This is a genomic window from Devosia aquimaris (assembly GCF_020169335.1).
GTDB classification, from domain to species: Bacteria; Pseudomonadota; Alphaproteobacteria; order Rhizobiales; family Devosiaceae; genus Devosia; species Devosia aquimaris.
In genome coordinates this window covers 378,963-396,521 of record NZ_JAIEZN010000001.1, presented here as the reverse complement: position 1 = coordinate 396,521, position 17,559 = coordinate 378,963, and the positions used below count along the sequence as shown (strand labels likewise).

Genomic DNA, 17,559 nt, shown 5'->3' with positions numbered 1-17,559 from the left:
GCACATGTGAGCCATCATTCTGCCGCCTCCTGGGCCACGCCCAACGGGCCGACATGGCCGGCGCCGCGGCGGTCCTCGCAGTGGTCGGTGTCCGAGCAGACGAACATGTGCCCGCCGTGGTCATCGAGAATGACCTCGTCGAGATAGACCTCGCGCGCACCGCACAGGGCGCAGGGCTCGGGGAAGTGCTGGATGGTAAAGGGATGATCCTCAAAGTCGAGGCTCGCCACTTCGGTGTGCGGCGGCACGGCATAGATGCGATGCTCGCGGCCGGCGCCGAACAATTGCAGCGCCGCGCTCATGTGCATCTTGGGATTGTCGAACTTGGGCGTGGGGCTGGGGTCCATGACATAGCGGCCCTCGACCTTGACCGGATAGGCGAAGGTGGTGGCGATCCGGCCGTGACGCGCGATGTCCTCATAGAGCTTGACGTGCATCAGGCCATATTCCTCGAGCGCGTGCATCTTGCGCGTCTCGGTCTCGCGCGGCTCGAGATAGCGCAGCGGCTCGGGGATCGGCACCTGGTAGACCAGGATCTGACCCTTGCCCAAGGGCTTCTCGGGAATGCGGTGGCGCGTCTGGATGATGGTGGCCTCAGCCGTTCGGGTGGTGGTTTCCACCTGCGCGACCTTGGCGAAGAAGGCGCGGATCGAGACGGCATTGGTGGTGTCGTCAGCGCCCTGGTCGATGACCTTGAGCACATCGGACGGCCCGATGATCGAGGCCGTGACCTGCACGCCGCCGGTGCCCCAGCCGTAGGGCATGGGCATTTCGCGCGAGCTGAACGGCACCTGGTAGCCGGGCACGGCCACCGCCTTGAGGATGGCGCGGCGGATCATCCGCTTGGTCTGCTCATCGAGATAGGCGAAATTGTATTGGGCGACGGTGGTCATGAGAAAACCTCGCGGACAAGCGGAGATGTGTGGGCGCGGCCCAGGCTGGAAACAGGACCCATCATTCCGCTGCCTCCTTGAGCGCAGCCGCGTCGTGTTCGGCGCGCATGCGGCGGATGAGGTCGAGATCGGCCTGGAAATCGACATAGTGGGGCAGCTTGAGGTGTTCGACGAAGCCGGTGGCCTGGACATTGTCGGAATGCGAAATGACGAATTCCTCGTCCTGCGCCGGGGCGACGATGTCCTCGCCCAGTTCGCGGGCGCGCAGCGCGCGATCGACCAGCGACATGGCCATGGCCTTGCGCTCGGCCTGGCCGAAGACCAGGCCATATCCGCGGGTGAACTGCGGCGGCACCTTGGCAGAGCCCTTGAACTGGTTGACCATCTGGCATTCTGTGACGCGGATGCGGCCCAGGTTCACCGCAAAGCCCAGCTCGGGCACGTCGAACTCCACCTCCACCTCGCCGATGCGGATTTCGCCCACGAAGGGGTGGTTGCGGCCATAGCCACGCTGGGTGGAATAGGCCAGGGCCAGCAGGAACCCTTCGTCGCCCCGGGCGAGAGCCTGCAGGCGCAGGTCGCGGTCGAGCGGGAAATCGAGGGGTTCGCGGGTGAGATCGCCCACGGGGCGATCGGGGTCCGTCTCGCCATCGGGCTCGATCAGCCCCTGGCGGCCAAGCAGATCGGTGACGCGCGGCGCGGCAGCGTCTTCAGCCGGGCGAGTGACCGGGGCCGGGACAGCATCGTCCAAAATTCCGGCATCGAGCAGGCGGTGCGTATAGTCGAAGGTCGGGCCCAGCATCTGCCCACCGGGCAGATCCTTGAAGGTGGCCGAGATGCGGCGCTCGATCAGCATGGCCTCGGTGCGCACTGGGTTGGAATAGCCAAACCGCGGCAGCGTGGTGCGGAAGGCGCGGACCAGGAAGATGGCCTCGATGAGGTCACCGCGGGCCTGGACCAGCGCGAGGGCGGCCAGTTCGGTATCATACAGTGAGCCCTCGCCCATGGTGCGGTCGACGGCCAGGCCCATCTGCTGGACGATCTGGTCGAGACGCAGGCCGGGCACCGAGCGGTCGCCGCGGCGGCGGTCGGCCAAAAGGGCATGCGCATTGGCGATGGCGGCTTCCCCGCCTTTGACGGCTACATACATGTCACTGACCCTCAGCGATGCGGGTGGAACGGGGGAGACCGAGCACCTGGCCATCAGCGACCAGCAGCAGATCGATGCCGCGCGGGAAGAGTTCGCGATTTGCCACCCATTGCGCGAGGAAATCGGCGGGCAAGCCTTGGGGGCTGACCGCGATCTGATCCTTGATGCCAGGGCCGCGCAATACGAGCGCTGGGCCGCCGCCGAGGGCGGGCACGGCCAGCACGATGGTGGTGGAGCGATCGGGATATTCCTGGGTGCCCAGGTTGAACTGGTCGAGTGGCGGCAAGTGATTTGCCGAAGAGGCCGCTGCGAACGTCGCGGCAGCGGCACTGTCGGTCAGCGGCGCGGCGGTGTGGAAGGCGAGGAACTCCACCAGGGCACCATCGGCGCGCAGGGCGGGATCGAGCCAGAGGCTGGTGTCATGATCGCACAGGGTCAGCAGGATGCTGACCAGTTCGGCGCCCATTCCATTGGGCGCGGCCTGGGGCATGGCCAGGGTCTGCAGCGTGCCGGGATTGGCCAGCGCATCCAGCACGGCGCGGAAGGCCGTCTGGGACTGCAGCACGGGATCGGCGAAGCCGCCGTCGAGCAAAGCGTCCATCTCAGTTGTCTCCCCGGACCATGGTGAAGAAATCGACCCGCGTGGCGGCGGCTTCGTCGCGGCGCTTCTGGTCGGCGGCGGCGATGGCCTTGCGCAGCGGCGCGATGATCTCAGCCTCAACGGCTTTGGGATCGCGCTGGTAGAGCGCGTCGATGGTGGCAATGACCTCGGCCTTGGCGAGATCGCGGCCCAGGCAATAGCCGTGGCCGGTTTCGCCGCTGGCGAGGCGCAGGCTGGCGCGGCTGACCGTGGCTTCACCGAGGTTGAACGGGGCACCGCCGCCACCGGCGCGGCCACGCACCATCACCAGCCCCACCTCGGGACCGCGCAGCCTGGTGGTGGCCGGCTTGTCGGACCAGGCATCCCAGACGGCGGCCAATTCGCGGGCCGGGGCGGCCGCCAGCACGTCGAGCGCGCGTTTGCGGTCGGGGGCCGGATGATCAGATGCGATGTGCATGCTTGCCTCAATTTGTCTAATGAACTAGACAACTAGTGTCGTGATTTCCCTCTTAGGCCTCTCGTGTGAAAAAGCAATGACAGACCCGAAAGATGTGTTGGGCGGGGTCGCGCTGTGGCGACGGATCGCCGATGCCATCCGGCTCGACATCATCGGCGGCAAGCTAGCGAGCGGGGATCGGCTCCCCACCGAAGCGGTTCTGGCCGAGCGCTTCTCGGCCAATCGCCATACAGTGCGACGGGCGCTGGCCGTATTGGCCGACGAGGGCGTCGTGGGCGCCGAACAGGGGCGCGGCACCTTTGTGCGTAGCGCGCGGCGACTAAGCTATCCGATCGGCAAGCGCACACGTTTTTCCGAGAACCTGGCCGGCCAGGCTCAGACGCTGACATCGCGCCACCTCAGCGACCGGCTGGAGAATGCCAGTGCGACGGTCGCGCAGGCACTGGGGCTGAAGGCAGGCGCCAAGGTGGTGCGGGTGGAAGGCCTGTCCAGCGCGGACGGGCGGCCTTTGTCGCGCGCCACCACCTGGTTGGACTATCGCAAGTTTCCCGATTTCGCGGCACGGCTGGTGGCGCTGCATTCCACCACGGCCGTGTTCGCCAGCTATGGCATTGACGATTATGTGCGCGCCTCGACGCGGATTTCGGCGCGCCATGCCGATGCGGAGGAAACCCAGTTGCTGGGTCTCTCCGCCGGCGCGATCCTGCTGGTGTCGGAGGCGATCAACGCCGGGCTTGACGGTAGCCCGATCTCCTATGCGCTCAGCCGCTTTCCCGCCGAGCGCATGGAACTTGTCGTCTAGCCACGCACGCCCTGGCTGGCGAGGTCTTCGAGCAGATGCACGAATTGCTGGCCGGCGACGGCGAGGGCGCCGGAGTTGTCGATCTGCACGGTGCTCGAGGGCAGGCGCTCGGCGACACGGCGATCCATGCGGTTGCGGATGGATTCAGGCGTTTCGCGCCCGCGCTGGGCCAGCCGGCTCTCGATGACATCGCGATCAGCTGTCACGTTGACCACCACGGTGTCGGGATAGCGGGCGACCAGCGCCGGGATCATGGCGCGGGATAGATTGGCGATGACAACGCGGCCAGCGCGCAGATCGTCCTCCAGCGAGATCGGCAGTCCATAGCGCAGATCATGGGCCGCCCAGGTCAGCGCAAAGGCGCCGTCGCGTTCGGCCTGGTCGAAGCTGGCGTCATCGAGGCTGTCATGATCCTCGCTGCCGCCATCAGCCTTGCGGGTGACAACACGGCGGACAAAACGCACCTGCCCCCCTGCCCCGAGTTTTTCGCGGGCATAGGCGATCAGGCTGTCCTTGCCGGCGCCGCTGGGGCCGACGACCGCGACAAAACTGCCTCTCATATGACGCGGCGCCCCTGTCGCCAGACGGTCAGCACGATGGGAATGCCGTCCTCGACCCGCAGATGCACGAAGTCCGCGCGCTTGCCGATGGCGATCTCGCCGCGATCATGGAAACCGGCGGCTTCGGCCGGGCGCTTGGTGACCAGCTGAATGGCCTTGGACAAGCTGACGGTGTCGACGGCCTGGGCCAGGGCAAATGCCGACTGCAGCATGGAGAAGGGAATGTAGTCGGACGACAGAATATCGAGCAGGTCGGCCTCGGCTAGGGCGCGGGCCGAGACATTGCCCGAGTGCGAGCCGCCGCGCACCATATTGGGGCCACCCATCAGAATGGCCATGCCGGCCTGGCGCGAGGCGCGGGCGGCCTCCAGCGTGGTGGGGAATTCGGCAACTTCAATGCCGAGCGCCACCGCTTCGTCGACGTGATCGCGGGTGGCGTCATCGTGGCTGGCCATGACAATGCCGCGCTCCTGGCAGGCGGCAGCGAGCGCGCGGCGGTGCTTGCCGGCATAGCGAACGGAATCGGCGTTGCGGCGCTCGACGAAACCGTTGAACTCGTCGTCGCTCATCTTGCGCTTGCCCTGATAATAGGCGCGGCAGGCGTCCATGCTGGTGAACTGGCGCTGGCCCGGCGTGTGGTCCATCAGTGAGGCCAGGCGCACCTGGGGATCTTCGAGATAAAGGGCGAAACTGTCCAGGCAATCTGCGGCAGAGACTTCGCAGCGCAGGTGAATATGATGTTCGGCCCGCAGGCGCCCGGCCTGGCTGCCGGCAGCGATGGCATCGGCGAGGATGCGCATCTCGGTGGCGGTAACGTCGGTATCCTCATCGAGGCCGACGCGGATCGCATCGAGCACCGTTGTGATGCCCGAGGCAGCAATCTGGGCGTCATGCGCCTGCACGGACGCAACGGGATTCCACCGCACGCGCGGACGCGGCGCATAGTGGGTTTCCAGGTGATCGGTGTGCAGTTCGACCAGGCCGGGAATGAGATAGTCGCCATCGAGGTCAACGCCTGTGCGGCTGGGCGTGCCCACATCGCTGATCACGCCGCCATCGACCCGAACCGAACCCTCCACAACCTCGTTGGCCAGGACGATACGGGCGTTGGTGAGGACCAGGTCCCCAAGGGCGACGGAGTTCATAGGCGGGCCATTTCTACTTCTGGTTTCGAGCGTGCAGACCTGCCTGCGCTAGCCGATTTTGATGACATTTTGGCGACCGAGCCCCTGTCATCGGCGAGTCATCAAACTGTCGGTGAATGGTCACTGATCCGCAAGGCAAACGTCAAGAAGCCCGCATAGGAGTCCGCCCGCCGCCCTTGGCACCCCTATTCGGAGACGACACAAATGACACGCAATTGGCTGCTCGGTGCAGCGTCCTCCCTCACCGTTCTGGCGCTGGCTTCCGTTCCGGCCATGGCGCAGACCAAGTTCGACTTCTGGTATGGCCTGTCGGGCGACCTGTCCGACCGCATCCAGGAAATGTGCGAGGATTTCAACGCCTCGCAGTCCGACTACGAAATCGTCTGCACCAGCCAGAACGACTACGACACCAATCTGCAGAACACCATTGCGGCCTTCCGCGCCAACAAGCAGCCCACGATCAGCCAGATCTTCGACGCCGGCACGCTCGACCTGATGCTGAGCCAGGCCTATCTGCCGATCAAGGACCTGATGAGCCAGAACGGCTACGACATCGACTGGAGCAACTATTTCTCCGGTATCGCGTCGTACTATTCCACCTCCAAGGGTGAACTGCTGTCGATGCCGTTCAACTCCTCGACCGCGATGATCTATTACAACACCGACGCCCTGGCCAAGGTTGGCTTCGAAGGCCTGCCGACCACCTGGACCCAGGTGGAAGACGTCGCCCGCAAGATGAAGGCTGCCGGCTATGAATGCCCGGTCGCGTTCGACGCTGCCGGCGTGTGGCAGTGGTACGAGCAGTTCTCGGCCATCCACAACCAGCCGATCGCCACCCTGGGCAATGGCTTTGGTGGCCTCGATGCCGAAATGGCGGCCAGCAAGGGCCTGTTCGTGGACCAGCTGACCTGGATCAAGAAGATGTACGACGAGGGTCTGTTCATCAACAAGAGCAAGGAAACCGGCGAGACCGAGCTGGACTCCTTTGCCAATGGCCATTGCCAGGTGTTCTCGGGCTCGGTTGCCGGCCACGGCAGCGTGACTGCCAAGGCCATTCCGGAGCTGCATTGGGACGTCGCCATGCTGCCCATGATGGAAGGCCATGAACGCACCAACAGCCTCGTCGGCGGTGCTTCGCTGTGGACCCTCAAGGGCAAGACCGAAGAAGAATACAAGGGCGCCGCTGCGTTCTTCAACTTCCTCGCCACCCCCAAGCAGGCCGAATGGTGGTCGACCGTGACCGGCTACATCCCGGTGACCAACACCGGCTTTGAGGCCATGAAGGCCAATGGCTTCTACGACGCCGCCCCCTATAAGGGCCGCGAAAAGGCCATCGAAAGCCTGACCTTCACCCCGCCGACCGAGAACACCCGCGGTATCCGTCTGGGCAACTACGCCTCGATCCGCGCCGAAATGGTCAAGACCATCCAGGACGTGCTGTTCAACAACAAGCCGGTCAAGGAAAGCCTCGAAGCCTTCGACGCCAAGGGCAATGAAATCCTGCGTCGCTTCCAGGCCACCTACAAGGACGCTCAGCTCCCCTGATCTGAACGACCCGCGCGCGGACAGCTCCGGCTGTCCGCGCGTCCCTTCTTTTGACAATTTGGCGGATGTCCAATGGAACGACGCGCTTTCTATCGCAATGGCACACTGCCATGGCTGCTCATCGGCCCGCAGCTGCTGCTGGTCCTGGTGTTTTTCTACTGGCCAACCTCGCAGGCGCTCTACTGGGCCTTCACGCTCGAGCAGCCCTGGGGTGGCGGGAATACCTGGGTGGGCTGGGACAATTTCGCCGCCATCTTCCGCGATTCCGAATACTGGACCGTAGTGGGCCGCAGCACGTTCTACGCCACCGTAACCACCTTACTGTCTATGGCCGTGGCGCTGACGCTGGCGGTGTTTGCCGACCGGGCACTCAAGGGTACCAAGCTGTTCCAGTCGGTCTATGTCTGGCCCTATGCCATTGCCGCGCCGGCCGCCGGCGTTGCGTTCCGCTTCATCTTTGCCCCCGAATCCGGGCTGATCGGCGCCATCAATCAGATGTGGCCGGGCATCTGGAACCCCGCCATCAATGGCTGGCAGGCGCTGGGCATGGTCATTGTCTGCCACGCCTGGCTGGGCATCGGCTACAACTTCATCTTCTTCCTGGCCGCCTTGCAGATGATCCCGAAGTCGCTGTCGGAAGCCGGGGCCATGGATGGCGCCCGCCCCTTCCGTCGCATGCTGGACCTGCAGTTGCCGCTGATCGCGCCGACGGTGTTCTTCCTGCTCATCATGAACCTGATCTCGAGCTTCACTGACAGCTTCGGGCTCATCGACACCATGACCGAGGGCGGCCCGTTCGGGTCCACCGAAGTGATGGTCTACAAGATCTATTTCGACGGCTTCAAAGGCTTCGACTATTCGGGCGCCGCTGCCCAGTCGATCGTGCTGATGCTCCTGGTCATTGCGCTGACCATCATCCAGTTCACCTGGGTTGAAAAGCGCGTTCACTACCATTGAGAGGCCGATCATGATCGAACGCTCCCCTATTTTTGACGCCATCAGCTATGGCGTGATGATCCTGGGCCTGATGCTGGTGCTGCTGCCGTTCTGGATCACCTTCGTGGCCGGCAGCCAATCCATCCAGGAAGTCACCCAGGTGCCGATCAACCTGTGGCCCTCCTCGCATCTGCTGGAGAACCTGCAGGCCGCTTGGGACCGCGCCGACCTCGGCCCCAAGATGCTCAACAGCTTCCTGGTGGCTTCGGGCGTGACCATCGGCAAGATCGTGCTGGCATCGCTGTCGGCCTTTGCCATCGTGTTCTTCAACTTCCGCGCCCGCATGGTCTGCTTCTGGCTGATCTTCATGACGCTGATGCTGCCGCTCGAAGTGCGCATCGTACCCACCTATGCCATTGCCGCCAATGCGCTGCAGCCGGTGCAGGCGATCCTTGATGTCACGGGCATCTCCTGGCTGCTGCAGACGCTGTCGGGCGTGCAGGTGTCGCTCGAATGGAACCTGCTCAACTCCTACCCGGGCATGATCCTGCCGCTGGTGGCGACAGCCACGGGCACCTTTCTCTATCGCCAGTTCTTCATGACCATCCCTGACGAACTGGTGGAGGCCTCCAAGATGGATGGTTCGGGTCCGCTGCGCTTCTTCTGGGAAGTGCTGATCCCGCTCAGCCGCACCAATATGCTGGCTCTGGCCACCATCATGTTCGTGTCGAGCTGGAACCAGTACCTCTGGCCGCTGCTGATCACCACCGACCGGGCCACCTATGGCACCGTGGTGATGCAGCTCAAGGCGCTGATCCCCGACCCCACTGGCCTGCCTGACTGGAATGTCACCATGGCAGGCGCCCTCATCATCATGCTGCCGCCGTTGCTGGTGGTTGCCCTTATGCAGCGCTGGTTCGTGCGCGGCCTTATTTCCAAAGACAAGTGAGACCCACCATGTCAGCCATCAGCCTTTCTGGCGTCAAGAAACGCTACCAGAAGAACAATGTCGTGCACGGCGTGGACGTCGAGATCGAAGCCGGCGAGTTCGTCGTCATCCTGGGCCCCTCGGGCTGCGGCAAGTCGACCCTGCTGCGTATGATCGCCGGCCTTGAGGATATCACCGAAGGCGAAATCGCCATCGGTGGCACCGTGGTCAACAAGCTCGAGCCGCGCGAGCGCGGCTGCGCCATGGTGTTTCAGAACTATGCGCTCTATCCCCATATGAGCGTGCGCCAGAACATCGGCTATGCGCTCAAGGTGGCGGGCATGCCGCGCGCCGAACGCGACGCCAAGGTGCTCAAGGTCGCCAAGTCCGTCAGCCTGGATCCCTATCTCGACCGCAAGCCGGGCGAGCTGTCGGGCGGCCAGCGCCAGCGCGTGGCCATGGCCCGCGCCATGGTGCGCGAGCCCAAGGTGTTCCTGTTCGACGAGCCCTTCTCCAACCTCGATGCCAAGCTGCGCGTCGCCATGCGCGCCGAAGTGCGCAACCTGCATCGCAGCCTGGGCGTCACCTCGGTGTTTGTGACGCATGACCAGACCGAGGCCATGACCCTGGCCGACCGGCTGATCATCATGAATGCCGGCGTGGTGGAACAGGTGGGCAAGCCCAGCGAGGTCTATCACAACCCGGCAAGCCTGTTTGTTGCCGACTTCATCGGTTCGCCCGCCATGAACCTGGTGCGCGGCTTCTTTGGCGAGGATGGTTATTTCCGTCATGGCCAGGGCGGCATGATCCACCTGCCGAGCCTCGGCCAGGGCCTGGTGAGCCGCGAAGTGTCATTGGGCGTGCGGCCCGAGCTGGTGCAGCGCGTCAGCGCCGAGACCAAGGGCGCCATCACCGCCGTCGTGGACTACATCGAAGAACTGGGCGCCTCGCGCCTGATCTACGCCAATGCCGATGGCAGCCGCCTGATCGCGGTCGATACCAGCAACGATGCCCTGGGCACCGGGATGCCGATCCATCTCAGCTTTGCGGCGGTGGACGCCCATGTGTTTGACCACGACACCGGCCGCCGCGTCGACCTGGGCGACGCCAACAGCGCCGCCACCCGCGCCCGCATCAACGCCTGACCCTCACCCCCTGGGAGACTTTTTGATGAGCAATATAATTGCGACCGGCTTCAATGCCGGCTCTGACGACGGCGAGCTGTTCAGCCTGGAAGCCGATCTGCGCCGCCTGGCCGATATCGGCGTGGACACGGTAGAGCTGGGCCTGACCAGCATCGACCTAATCACCGGCGGACGCATCCTGCCCGAGCGGCTGGAGCGCCTGGTGGCCATCACCAGCCAGTTCGATTTCCGCTACACCGTGCATGGCCTGGTCTCCTCCAACTTCATGGACCCCGAGACCCTGCCGTTCCAGCTGGCCGCCGCCAAGGCGCTGGTGGAGGTCTGCGACCGCATCGATGCGCGCATCCTTGTCCAGCACAGTGGCGCCCTGCGCGCCGACCAAATCGTCGAACGCGCCAATGCCGACCAGCGTGAACGCGAAGCGCTGACCGAGCTGGCCGAGTTTGCCCGCCCCTATGGCGTGCGCATTGCGCTGGAAAACATCTTTACCACCGAGCTGGGCCAGTATCGCCAGACGCCGACCCAGGTGGCCGAGACCGTCAGGGCGGTGAACCACCCCAATGTCGTGGCGCTGATCGACTTCAGCCACGCCTATATCGAGAGCACCTACAAGGGCCTCGATTTCCGCGCCGAAATCGCCGCCATGGCGCCTGTGACCGGGCATCTGCACGTGCATGACAGCTTCGGCCGTCCGCAGGGCTTCTACAAGCCGTTCTTCCCGCAAGAAAACACGGCCATGGGCATTGGCGACCTGCATATGCCGCTCGGCTGGGGCGATATCGACTGGGACGGCATCTTTGCCGATCTTAACGTGCTGCCCGGCACCGTGATGATGATGGAAATCGGCCGCCGCCACCGCAGCGAACAGCCCGAAAGCCTGCGCCGCGCTCGCCAGCTGGCTGGCCTGGACCAGCCGCAGGCTGTGGCCGCACAGTAGAGGCATGTTGGCTTTATGCACCCGCGCCGGGCTGGCCTGAACGGCCCGGCGTATGCGGTTGGCACACACCCTTACCGCAAACTCGATCCCCGTCATCACCCGGCTCGTCCGGGTGATCCATCGGGCCGGGCCCAGATGTCAGTGCTGGATTGCCCGGACAAGCCGGGCAATGACGGTGGCAAAGGCCTGCGTGGCTCCCTAACCCCGCACCTCTTCCAGCTCGATCAGCGTGCCGTCGAAATCCTTGGGGTGCAGGAACAGGACCGGATTGCCATGGGCGCCGGTCTTGGGCTTGCCGTCACCGAGCACCCTGGCACCGCCGGCGGTGAGCGTCGCGGCAGCCGCCGCGATGTCGGGCACCTCGAAGCAGACATGGTGCATGCCACCCGCCGGCGACTTGGCGAGGAAGGCCGCAATAGGCGAATTCTCGCCCAGCGGCTCGATCAGCTCGACCTTGGTGTTGCCGGTATCGATGAAGACCACCGTCACGCCATGCTCAGGCAGCGCCTGGGGCTGACCGACATGGGCGCCCAGCAGATCGCGATACTTGGCCGATGCGGCTGCGACGTCCGGCACGGCGATGGCGATGTGGTTGAGGCGGCCGATCATCGATTGCTCAACCTTCCTTCGATCTGGCTGAGCACGGAGAACGCCGCACTGAGCACATTGGTGCCGGGGCCGAAGATGGCCGCGACGCCGCAATCGAGCAGGAAATCATAGTCCTGCTCGGGGATGACGCCGCCGACAATGACGGTGACGTCTTTGAGTTCGCGGTCCGCCAATGCAGCGATCAGCTCGGGCACCAGCGTCTTGTGGCCGGCGGCCAGCGAGGAGACGCCGACGGCATCGACCTTGAGGTCATCGACATGGGCGGCGACTTCCGGCGCTGTCTCGAAGAGATCGCCCATATGGACGGTGAAGCCGAGATCGGCGAAGGCCGAGGCGATGACCTTGGCGCCGCGATCATGGCCATCCTGGCCCATCTTGGCGATGAAGATCGACGGGGCGCGGCCCCGTGCAGCCTTGAAGGCAGCGATGCGGCCAGAGATGGATTTGAACTCGGCGTCGTCGCCATAGCCCTCGGCATAGACGCCGGAGATGACGCGGGTGACGGCATGGTGGCGGCCGAACACATCCTCCATGGCCTGGCTGATCTCGCCCAAGGTGGCGCGGGCACGGGCAGCCTCAATGGCCGCTTCGAGCAGATTGCCCTCGTCCTTGGCCGCGAATTCGCGCAGGGCCGCCAGCATGGACTGGCAGCGCGCCTCGTCGCGGCTGGCGCGGACTTTGCTCAGCAGCGCCATCTGTTCGAGCCGCACCTTGGCATTGTCGATATCGCGAACGTCGATGGCGTCCTCGACATCGAGCCGGTAGCGGTTGACGCCGACAATGACATCCTCGCCGCGGTCGACGCGGGCCTGGCGCAAGGCGGCAGCCTTTTCGATCTCGAGCTTGGGCTGGCCGGATTGCACCGCCTGCGTCATGCCGCCAAGAGCCTCGGCCTCGCCGATCAGCGCCTTGGCGCCCTTGACCAGCTCAGCCGTCAGCGCCTCGACATAGTAGGAGCCGCCCAGCGGATCGACCACATCGGTGATGCGGCTTTCGTGCTGCAGGATCAGTTGGGTATTGCGGGCGATGCGGCTGGAGAACTCCGTCGGCAGGGCAATGGCTTCGTCGAAGCTGTTGGTGTGGAGGCTCTGCGTACCGCCCAGCGTGGCGGCCAGGGCCTCGATGGTGGTGCGCACGATATTGTTGTGCGGGTCCTGCTCGGTGAGCGACACTCCGGAAGTCTGGCAGTGGGTGCGCAGCATCTTGGAGCGCGCATCCTTGGCGCCCAGCCCGGTCATGATCTCGCTCCAGAGCTGGCGGGCAGCCCGCAGCTTGGCGACTTCGAGGAAGAAGTTCATGCCGATGCCGAAAAAGAAGCTCAGCCGGCCGGCGAAAGCATCGATATCGAGGCCGCGGGCCTGGGCGGCGCGGACATATTCCATGCCGTCGGCCAGGGTATAGGCCAGCTCCTGCACTGCCGTCGCCCCGGCTTCGTGCATGTGATAGCCCGAAATCGAGATCGAGTTGAACTTGGGCATGTGCTGGGCGGTATGGGCGATGATGTCGCCGACGATGCGCATGCTGGGCTCGGGCGGGTAGATATAGGTGTTGCGGACCATGAACTCCTTGAGGATGTCGTTCTGGATGGTCCCGTCGAGCTTGGCCTGCGGCACGCCCTGCTCTTCAGCCGCGACGATGAACATGGCCAGCACGGGGATAACCGCGCCATTCATGGTCATGGAGACGCTCATCTGATCGAGCGGAATGCCGTCGAACAGGATTTTCATGTCCTCGACAGAGTCGATGGCCACGCCGGCCTTGCCGACATCACCGACCACGCGCGGGTGGTCGCTGTCATAGCCGCGATGGGTGGCCAGGTCGAAGGCGACCGAGAGGCCCTTCTGGCCCTTTTCCAGCGCCTGGCGATAAAAGGCATTGGACTCCCGCGCCGTCGAGAAGCCGGCATATTGGCGGATGGTCCAGGGCCGGTTGGCATACATGGTCGCCCGCACGCCGCGGGTAAACGGCTCGGCGCCGGGCACTTCGCCGCCCGCGCCAAAATAGACCGGCTGCACCGGAATGCCGCCATAGTCGCGGGTCAACGACTCCACTGGCGTATCGCGCAGTTCCTTCTGGGCAAGCTTGGCCCATTTCTCGCGGTTATCAGACAATGCTGCCTCCGTGAACGGGCCGGTCGGCCAGTATCCCCCTCCACCCTTGAGGGGGAGGGTTGGGGTGGGGGGTGGTACAGTTGTTCACTGATGGACCCCCTCCCTCATTCCCTCCCCTCAAGGGGGAGGGATGCGAAAGAGCCAATACTGTAGCAACAGTACCACTCATCATACCGCCTCGAACTCGAGGATCACCTGATCGACCGCCAGCACGGCGCCGGCGACGGCGTGGACCTTGCTGACGCGGGCACGCTTTTCGGCCTTGAGCACGTTTTCCATCTTCATGGCCTCGACAATGGCCAGGGTCTGGCCGTCCTCGACGATATCGCCTTCGGCGACGTCGATGCGCACCACCTGCCCCGGCATGGGGCAGAGCAAATATTTGCTCATGTCGGGCGGCAGCTTGATGGGCATGTGCTTGAGCAGGCCCGCCACATGGGGCGCCAGCACCAGAACCTTGAGATCGGCCCCGCGATAGCGGATGCGGAAGCCCGATGTCGTAGTCTGGACCTTGAGCACAGAGGTGCGCCCGTCTGACCAGTCGATGGTGGCCAGGCGTTCGCCGGGCTGCCAATGCAGATGCGCGGCCTGGCTGCGCCAATCGGCCGAGACGGTGTAGCCATCGGATGTGCTGCCGATGCTGACCGGCAGGGCGTGGTCGCCGATCTGCACATGCCACTGCCGCTCCGCTCGACCGCCATCGCTGACATCGGCGCGGCGGCTCATCAGCAGGGCGGCAGCAGCGGCAACGTCCAGCCGATGCTGATCGCTGAGCGTAGCGCCATGGAAGCCCTCGGGGAACTCCTCGGCAATATAACCGGTGGTGAGCCGCCCGTCGCGGAACCTCTCCTGCTCCATGACGGTGGAGAGGAACGGCAGATTGTTGCCGACGCCTTCGACCTCAAAGCTGTCCAGCGCCACGGCCATGGCGTCGATGGCCGCGATGCGCGTCGGCGCCCAGGTGCAGAGCTTGGCGATCATGGGGTCGTAGAAGGTGGAGATCTCGCCGCCCTCGAAGACGCCGGTGTCGTTGCGCACATGCAGATCTGCCGCGGCGCTTTCGGCGGGCGGACGATAGCGGGTCAGCCGGCCGGTCGAGGGCAGGAAGTTGCGATATGGGTCTTCGGCATAGAGCCGGCTTTCGATGGCCCAGCCATTGCGCTGCACCTGGCTCTGGGTCAGCGGCAGCTTCTCGCCATTGGCGGCGCGGATCATCAGTTCCACCAGGTCCAGCCCGGTGATCAGCTCAGTCACCGGATGCTCGACCTGCAGGCGCGTGTTCATCTCGAGGAAGTAGAAGTTGCGGTCCTTGTCGACGATGAATTCCACCGTGCCGGCGCTGGTGTAGCCCACGGCCTTGGCCAGGGCGACGGACTGTTCGCCCATGGCCTTGCGCGTCGCTTCATCGAGGAATGGCGACGGGGCCTCCTCGATGACCTTCTGGTTGCGGCGCTGGATCGAGCATTCGCGCTCGTTGAGATAGAGCACATTGCCGTGGCTATCGCCGATGAGCTGGATTTCGATATGGCGCGGCTCGGTGACGAATTTCTCGATGAAGATTCGATCATCGCCGAAGCTCGACGCTGCCTCGGACTTGGAGCGCTCGAAACCTTCGCGGGCCTCGGCGTCGTTGTGAGCAATGCGCATGCCCTTGCCGCCGCCGCCGGCCGAGGCCTTGATCATCACCGGATAGCCGATCGACTTGGCGATCGTCACGGCATGTTCGGCGTCGTCGATCAGGCCCATGTGGCCGGGCACCGTCGAGACGCCCGCTTCGGCCGCCAGCTTCTTGCTCGTGATCTTGTCGCCCATGGCCTCGATGGCCTTCTGCGGCGGACCGACAAAGATGATGCCTGCCGCCTTGAGCGCCTCGGCGAACTTGGGGTTTTCCGACAGAAAGCCATAACCGGGATGCACCGCCTGGGCGCCGGTGGCCTTGCAGACGGCGATGATCTTGTCGATCTGCAGATAGCTGTCCTTGGCCGGCGACGGGCCGATGTGGACGGCCTCATCGGCCATGCGCACATGCAGCGCCTCGCGGTCCGCATCGGAATAGACCGCGACCGTGGCAATACCCATCTTCTTGGCGGTCTTGATGACCCGGCAAGCAATCTCGCCGCGATTGGCGATGAGGAGTTTGGTGATCATGGCTCAGCTCCTCACAACGGAATATTATCGTGCTTCTTCTTGGGCCCCTGGACGCTCTTGTTGCGCAGGGTCGAGAAGGCGCGGATGACGCGGCGGCGGGTGCCGTGGGGCATGATGACGTCGTCGATGAAGCCGCGTTCGGCGGCCACAAAGGGGTTGGCGAAGCGCGCTTCGTAGTCGGCGGTGCGCTGGGCGATCTTGTCCTTGTCGCCCAGTTCGGAGCGATAGAGGATTTCCGTGGCGCCCTTGGCGCCCATCACGGCGATTTCGGCCGAGGGCCAGGCATAGTTGACGTCGGCCTTGATGTGTTTACTCGCCATCACGTCATAGGCGCCGCCATAGGCTTTGCGCGTGATGACGGTGACCAGCGGCACGCTGGCTTCGGCATAGGCGAACAAGAGCTTCGCGCCATGCTTGATGATGCCGCCATATTCCTGCGCCACGCCGGGCAGGAAGCCGGGGACGTCGACCAGTGTCAGAATGGGGATTTCGAAGCTGTCGCAGAAGCGGATGAAGCGCGCGGCCTTCTTGGACGCGTTGATGTCGAGGCACCCGGCCAGCACCAGCGGCTGGTTGGCCACGACGCCCACGGTATCGCCACCCATGCGGATGAAGCCGACAAGGATATTGCCGGCATGATCCTTCTGCAGCTCTAGGAAGTCGCCCTCGTCGGCGATCTTTTCAATCACCTCGCGCATGTCATAGGGCTTGTTGGCACTGTCGGGGATGATGGTGTCCAGACTCGGCTCGTCGCGATAGCCGGTGTCATGGGTGGGGCGGTGCGGCGGCTTCTGGCCGGCGGCGAGCGGCAAGAAGCTATAGAGGCGGCGCACTTCGAGCAGGGTTTCGATGTCGTTCTCGAAGGCTGCGTCGGCCACCGAGGAAATCTTGGTGTGCGTCGTCGCGCCGCCCAGCTCTTCCTGGGTCACGCTCTCATTGGTCACGGTCTTGACCACGTCGGGGCCGGTCACGAACATGTAGCTGGTGTCTTTGACCATGTAGATGAAGTCGGTCATGGCCGGGGAATAGACCGCGCCGCCGGCGCAGGGGCCCATGATCACCGAAATCTGCGGAATGGCGCCCGAGGCCTGGGTATTGCGCCAAAAGACATCGGCATAGCCGCCCAGGCTGGCCACGCCCTCCTGGATGCGGGCGCCGCCGCTGTCGTTGAGGCCAATCACCGGCGCGCCATTCTGCATGGCCAGATCCATGATCTTGCAGATCTTTTTGGCATGGGTTTCGCTCAGCGAGCCGCCGAAGACAGTAAAGTCCTGGCTGAACACATAGACCAGGCGCCCCTCGATGGTGCCCCAGCCGGTGACCACGCCATCGCCGGGAATGATGGTCTCGGCCATGCCGAAGTCGGTCGCCCGATGGGTGACAAACATGTCGTATTCTTCAAAGCTGCCGGGATCGAGCAGCACGTCGAGCCGTTCGCGGGCGGTGAGCTTGCCCTTGGAATGCTGGGTATCAATGCGCCGCTGCCCGCCGCCGAGCCGCGCCTGGGCGCGCTTGTCTTCGAGTTCGGCGATGATCTTCTGCATGGGTGCCCTCCACTTGTGCCGGCAGACTAGCGCGCCAAACGAGATCCC

The 17,559-nt window shown here is 64.3% G+C and carries 16 protein-coding genes; 6 read left to right on the top strand and 10 right to left on the bottom strand.

Annotated features, from left to right (window positions below; all coding sequences use genetic code 11):
- Positions 1-14 precede the first annotated feature (14 nt).
- The 4 genes from K1177_RS01935 to phnG all read right to left on the bottom strand — a co-directional run bounded on the left by K1177_RS01935 (position 15) and on the right by phnG (position 3,101).
- Positions 15-893 carry an alpha-D-ribose 1-methylphosphonate 5-phosphate C-P-lyase PhnJ gene (locus K1177_RS01935; RefSeq protein ID WP_224701634.1) on the bottom strand — a complete coding sequence of 293 codons (879 nt, stop codon included), beginning with the start codon at positions 891-893 and terminating at the stop codon, positions 15-17.
- A gap of 61 nt (positions 894-954) precedes the next feature.
- Complete coding sequence (locus tag K1177_RS01930; protein ID WP_224701633.1) at positions 955-2,043, bottom strand: carbon-phosphorus lyase complex subunit PhnI; 1,089 nt, start codon at positions 2,041-2,043, stop codon at positions 955-957.
- A gap of 1 nt (position 2,044) precedes the next feature.
- Complete coding sequence (gene phnH, locus K1177_RS01925) at positions 2,045-2,644, bottom strand: phosphonate C-P lyase system protein PhnH (protein WP_224701632.1); 600 nt, start codon at positions 2,642-2,644, stop codon at positions 2,045-2,047.
- 1 nt (position 2,645) lies between these two features.
- On the bottom strand, positions 2,646-3,101 hold the full coding sequence (phnG, locus tag K1177_RS01920; protein ID WP_224701631.1) for a phosphonate C-P lyase system protein PhnG: 456 nt from the start codon (positions 3,099-3,101) through the stop codon (positions 2,646-2,648).
- 76 nt (positions 3,102-3,177) lie between these two features.
- Here phnG and phnF point away from each other — a divergent pair, with 76 nt between their 5' ends.
- Positions 3,178-3,903 (top strand): phosphonate metabolism transcriptional regulator PhnF, encoded by a 726-nt coding sequence (gene phnF, locus K1177_RS01915; protein WP_224701630.1) that lies wholly within the window; start codon positions 3,178-3,180, stop codon positions 3,901-3,903.
- On the opposite strand, the gene phnN is transcribed toward phnF, so the two are convergent.
- The gene (gene phnN / locus K1177_RS01910) at positions 3,900-4,463 is read right to left on the bottom strand and encodes a phosphonate metabolism protein/1,5-bisphosphokinase (PRPP-forming) PhnN (protein WP_224701629.1); all 564 of its coding nucleotides are present in this window, start codon (positions 4,461-4,463) and stop codon (positions 3,900-3,902) included. The genes phnF and phnN overlap by 4 nt on opposite strands.
- Positions 4,460-5,608 carry an alpha-D-ribose 1-methylphosphonate 5-triphosphate diphosphatase gene (locus K1177_RS01905; protein ID WP_224701628.1) on the bottom strand — a complete coding sequence of 383 codons (1,149 nt, stop codon included), beginning with the start codon at positions 5,606-5,608 and terminating at the stop codon, positions 4,460-4,462. Before K1177_RS01905 ends, phnN begins: the two co-directional genes overlap by 4 nt.
- A 204-nt stretch (positions 5,609-5,812) precedes the next feature.
- Here K1177_RS01905 and K1177_RS01900 point away from each other — a divergent pair, with 204 nt between their 5' ends.
- The 5 genes from K1177_RS01900 (at position 5,813) to K1177_RS01880 (ending at position 11,099) form a co-directional block, all read left to right on the top strand.
- Positions 5,813-7,153: an extracellular solute-binding protein gene (locus tag K1177_RS01900; protein WP_224701627.1), complete on the top strand. Its 1,341-nt coding sequence runs from the start codon at positions 5,813-5,815 to the stop codon at positions 7,151-7,153.
- A gap of 72 nt (positions 7,154-7,225) precedes the next feature.
- Positions 7,226-8,110, top strand: coding sequence for an ABC transporter permease subunit (locus K1177_RS01895; protein ID WP_224701626.1), 885 nt, complete (start codon positions 7,226-7,228; stop codon positions 8,108-8,110).
- Positions 8,111-8,120: 10 nt separating this feature from the next.
- Positions 8,121-9,038 (top strand): ABC transporter permease subunit, encoded by a 918-nt coding sequence (locus K1177_RS01890; protein ID WP_224701625.1) that lies wholly within the window; start codon positions 8,121-8,123, stop codon positions 9,036-9,038.
- An 8-nt stretch (positions 9,039-9,046) separates the two neighbouring features.
- Positions 9,047-10,162 (top strand): ABC transporter ATP-binding protein, encoded by a 1,116-nt coding sequence (locus K1177_RS01885; RefSeq protein WP_263574737.1) that lies wholly within the window; start codon positions 9,047-9,049, stop codon positions 10,160-10,162.
- 25 nt (positions 10,163-10,187) lie between these two features.
- Complete coding sequence (locus K1177_RS01880) at positions 10,188-11,099, top strand: TIM barrel protein (protein ID WP_224701624.1); 912 nt, start codon at positions 10,188-10,190, stop codon at positions 11,097-11,099.
- Between the two features lie 198 nt (positions 11,100-11,297).
- Here K1177_RS01880 and mce read toward each other — a convergent pair whose 3' ends face one another.
- From mce to K1177_RS01860, 4 genes are all read right to left on the bottom strand, one after another.
- Positions 11,298-11,708 (bottom strand): methylmalonyl-CoA epimerase, encoded by a 411-nt coding sequence (mce, locus tag K1177_RS01875; protein WP_224701623.1) that lies wholly within the window; start codon positions 11,706-11,708, stop codon positions 11,298-11,300.
- Positions 11,705-13,819, bottom strand: coding sequence for a methylmalonyl-CoA mutase (gene scpA / locus K1177_RS01870; RefSeq protein ID WP_224701622.1), 2,115 nt, complete (start codon positions 13,817-13,819; stop codon positions 11,705-11,707). Before scpA ends, mce begins: the two co-directional genes overlap by 4 nt.
- 168 nt (positions 13,820-13,987) lie before the next feature.
- Positions 13,988-15,967, bottom strand: a complete 1,980-nt coding sequence (locus K1177_RS01865) for an acetyl-CoA carboxylase biotin carboxylase subunit (RefSeq protein ID WP_224701621.1) — start codon at positions 15,965-15,967, stop codon at positions 13,988-13,990.
- An 11-nt stretch (positions 15,968-15,978) separates the two neighbouring features.
- Positions 15,979-17,511, bottom strand: coding sequence for an acyl-CoA carboxylase subunit beta (locus tag K1177_RS01860; protein WP_224701620.1), 1,533 nt, complete (start codon positions 17,509-17,511; stop codon positions 15,979-15,981).
- Positions 17,512-17,559: the final 48 nt, after the last annotated feature.

What these genes read in the sequence shown, in the direction of transcription:
- K1177_RS01935 (WP_224701634.1), bottom strand. Translation starts at nt 893, where the DNA reads ATGACCACCGTCGCCCAATACAATTTCGCCTATCTCGATGAGCAGACC.
- K1177_RS01930 (WP_224701633.1), bottom strand. Translation starts at nt 2,043, where the DNA reads ATGTATGTAGCCGTCAAAGGCGGGGAAGCCGCCATCGCCAATGCGCAT.
- phnH (WP_224701632.1), bottom strand. Translation starts at nt 2,644, where the DNA reads ATGGACGCTTTGCTCGACGGCGGCTTCGCCGATCCCGTGCTGCAGTCC.
- phnG (WP_224701631.1), bottom strand. Translation starts at nt 3,101, where the DNA reads ATGCACATCGCATCTGATCATCCGGCCCCCGACCGCAAACGCGCGCTC.
- phnF (WP_224701630.1), top strand. Translation starts at nt 3,178, where the DNA reads ATGACAGACCCGAAAGATGTGTTGGGCGGGGTCGCGCTGTGGCGACGG.
- phnN (WP_224701629.1), bottom strand. Translation starts at nt 4,463, where the DNA reads ATGAGAGGCAGTTTTGTCGCGGTCGTCGGCCCCAGCGGCGCCGGCAAG.
- K1177_RS01905 (WP_224701628.1), bottom strand. Translation starts at nt 5,608, where the DNA reads ATGAACTCCGTCGCCCTTGGGGACCTGGTCCTCACCAACGCCCGTATC.
- K1177_RS01900 (WP_224701627.1), top strand. Translation starts at nt 5,813, where the DNA reads ATGACACGCAATTGGCTGCTCGGTGCAGCGTCCTCCCTCACCGTTCTG.
- K1177_RS01895 (WP_224701626.1), top strand. Translation starts at nt 7,226, where the DNA reads ATGGAACGACGCGCTTTCTATCGCAATGGCACACTGCCATGGCTGCTC.
- K1177_RS01890 (WP_224701625.1), top strand. Translation starts at nt 8,121, where the DNA reads ATGATCGAACGCTCCCCTATTTTTGACGCCATCAGCTATGGCGTGATG.
- K1177_RS01885 (WP_263574737.1), top strand. Translation starts at nt 9,047, where the DNA reads ATGTCAGCCATCAGCCTTTCTGGCGTCAAGAAACGCTACCAGAAGAAC.
- K1177_RS01880 (WP_224701624.1), top strand. Translation starts at nt 10,188, where the DNA reads ATGAGCAATATAATTGCGACCGGCTTCAATGCCGGCTCTGACGACGGC.
- mce (WP_224701623.1), bottom strand. Translation starts at nt 11,708, where the DNA reads ATGATCGGCCGCCTCAACCACATCGCCATCGCCGTGCCGGACGTCGCA.
- K1177_RS01865 (WP_224701621.1), bottom strand. Translation starts at nt 15,967, where the DNA reads ATGATCACCAAACTCCTCATCGCCAATCGCGGCGAGATTGCTTGCCGG.
- K1177_RS01860 (WP_224701620.1), bottom strand. Translation starts at nt 17,511, where the DNA reads ATGCAGAAGATCATCGCCGAACTCGAAGACAAGCGCGCCCAGGCGCGG.